General features: G+C 54.8%; 2 rRNA genes (1 of these 2 cut by a window edge). Both read left to right on the top strand.

What is annotated here, in order from left to right:
* A 23S ribosomal RNA gene (locus KXR83_RS26660) occupies window positions 1-2674 on the top strand (it extends 463 nt beyond the left edge of the window).
* A gap of 107 nt (window positions 2675-2781) precedes the next feature.
* Window positions 2782-2898 (top strand): 5S ribosomal RNA (gene rrf, locus KXR83_RS26665).
* Window positions 2899-2900: the final 2 nt, after the last annotated feature.

Consider the following 2900-nt stretch of genomic DNA (forward strand, 5'->3'; position numbering starts at 1 on the left):
GCAGCGGGCCCGTGAAATCTGCTGTGAATCTGTCGGGACCACCCGATAAGCCTGAATACTCCCTGGTGACCGATAGCGGACTAGTACCGTGAGGGAAAGGTGAAAAGTACCCCGGGAGGGGAGTGAAATAGTACCTGAAACCGTGCGCTTACAATCCGTCAAAGCTGATGCGTCATTGAGTTGGCGGTTGGTGATGGCGTGCCTTTTGAAGAATGAGCCTGCGAGTTAGTGCTCGGTGGCGAGGTTAACCCGTGTGGGGTAGCCGTAGCGAAAGCGAGTCCGAATAGGGCGTTTCCAGTCGCCGGGTCTAGACCCGAAGCGGAGTGATCTACCCATGGCCAGGTTGAAGCGACGGTAAGACGTCGTGGAGGACCGAACCCACTTCAGTTGAAAATGGAGGGGATGAGCTGTGGGTAGGGGTGAAAGGCCAATCAAACTCCGTGATAGCTGGTTCTCCCCGAAATGCATTTAGGTGCAGCGTCGCATGTTTCTCGCTGGAGGTAGAGCTACTGGATGGCCGATGGGCCCTACAAGGTTACTGACGTCAGCCAAACTCCGAATGCCAGTGAGTGAGAGTGCGGCAGTGAGACTGCGGGCGATAAGGTTCGTAGTCGAGAGGGAAACAGCCCAGATCGCCGGCTAAGGCCCCTAAGCGTGTACTAAGTGGAAAAGGATGTGGGGTCGCGAAGACAACCAGGAGGTTGGCTTAGAAGCAGCCACCCTTGAAAGAGTGCGTAATAGCTCACTGGTCAAGTGATCCTGCGCCGACAATGTAGCGGGGCTCAAGTACACCGCCGAAGCCGCGGCACTCACRCRATAGCCCGTCTTTCTCCTGCGGGAGGGAGACTAGGTGTGTGGGTGGGTAGGGGAGCGTCCTGCATCCATGGAAGCATCGGAGTGATCCAGGTGTGGAGGGTGTGGGAGTGAGAATGCAGGCATGAGTAGCGAAAGCGAAGTGAGAAACTTCGCCGCCGAATGACCAAGGGTTCCTGGGCCAGGCTAATCCGCCCAGGGTGAGTCGGGACCTAAGGCGAGGCCGACAGGCGTAGTCGATGGACAACGGGTTGATATTCCCGTACCCGTGTAGTCGCGTCCGTGATGAATCAGCAGTACTAACCATCCTGAAGATCAAGGGTTACCTTCGGGTTTCGTTTGGTTGGATGCATGGGACCTTTGCTGGTAGTAGTCAAGCGATGGGGTGACGCAGGAAGGTAGTGGGGCCAGTCAGTGGTTGTACTGGTGTAAGCCTGTAGGGAGAGACATAGGCAAATCCGTGTCTCAYATATCCTGAGAGGTGATGCGTAGCCGAATGAGGCGAATTCCATGATCCTATGCTGCCGAGAAAAGCCTCTAGCGAGTGGCGACACGGCCCGTACCCCAAACCAACACAGGTGGTCAGGTAGAGAATACTAAGGCGATCGAGAGAACTGTGGTTAAGGAACTCGGCAAAATGCCCCCGTAACTTCGGGAGAAGGGGGACCACGTCTGGTGATCAACTTTTCGTTGTGAGCTGGGTGTGGTCGCAGAGACCAGAGAGAAGCGACTGTTTACTAAAAACACAGGTCCGTGCGAAGTCGTAAGACGATGTATACGGACTGACGCCTGCCCGGTGCTGGAAGGTTAAGAGGACCGGTTAACACTTCGGTGTGAAGCTGAGAATTTAAGCCCCAGTAAACGGCGGTGGTAACTATAACCATCCTAAGGTAGCGAAATTCCTTGTCGGGTAAGTTCCGACCTGCACGAATGGCGTAACGACTTCTCTGCTGTCTCAACCACAGACTCGGCGAAATTGCATTACGAGTAAAGATGCTCGTTACGCGCGGCAGGACGAAAAGACCCCGGGACCTTCACTATAGCTTGGTATTGGTGTTCGGTTCGGTTTGTGTAGGATAGGTGGGAGACTGTGAAGCATGCACGCCAGTGTGTGTGGAGTCGTTGTTGAAATACCACTCTGATCGTATTGGATATCTAACCTCGGACCATGATCTGGTTCAGGGACAGTGCCTGGTGGGTAGTTTAACTGGGGCGGTTGCCTCCTAAAATGTAACGGAGGCGCCCAAAGGTTCCCTCAGCCTGGTTGGCAATCAGGTGTTGAGTGTAAGTGCACAAGGGAGCTTGACTGTGAGACGTACATGTCGAGCAGGGACGAAAGTCGGGACTAGTGATCCGGCACCGGCAAGTGGAAGCGGTGTCGCTCAACGGATAAAAGGTACCCCGGGGATAACAGGCTGATCTTCCCCAAGAGTCCATATCGACGGGATGGTTTGGCACCTCGATGTCGGCTCGTCGCATCCTGGGGCTGGAGTAGGTCCCAAGGGTTGGGCTGTTCGCCCATTAAAGCGGCACGCGAGCTGGGTTTAGAACGTCGTGAGACAGTTCGGTCTCTATCCGCCGCGCGCGTAAGAAACTTGAGGAAACCTGTCCCTAGTACGAGAGGACCGGGACGGACGAACCTCTGGTGTGCCAGTTGTCCTACCAAGGGCACCGCTGGTTAGCTACGTTCGGAAGGGATAACCGCTGAAAGCATCTAAGCGGGAAGCCTGTTCCAAGATGAGGTTTCTCACCCTCTTAGYAGGGGTAAGGCCCCCCACAGACCATGGGGTAGATAGGCCAGAACTGGAAGCCCGGTAACGGGTGCAGGTGACTGGTACTAATCGGCCGAGGACTTACAACCAAAACATGTAAAAACTGTTTCGCATCCACTGTGCAATATCTGAAACAACACACACATCTCAAAAAAAGATAAACAGACCAGAGACGTGTGTACTGGTTTCATAAAGTTACGGCGGCTATAGCGGAGGGGAAACGCCCGGCCCCATTCCGAACCCGGAAGCTAAGCCCTCCAGCGCCAATGGTACTGCACCCTAATCAGTGTGGGAGAGTAGGACACCGCCGAACAC

The sequence above is a fragment of the Williamsia muralis genome, assembly GCF_051487485.1.
GTDB lineage: Bacteria > Actinomycetota > Actinomycetes > Mycobacteriales > Mycobacteriaceae > Williamsia > Williamsia muralis_B.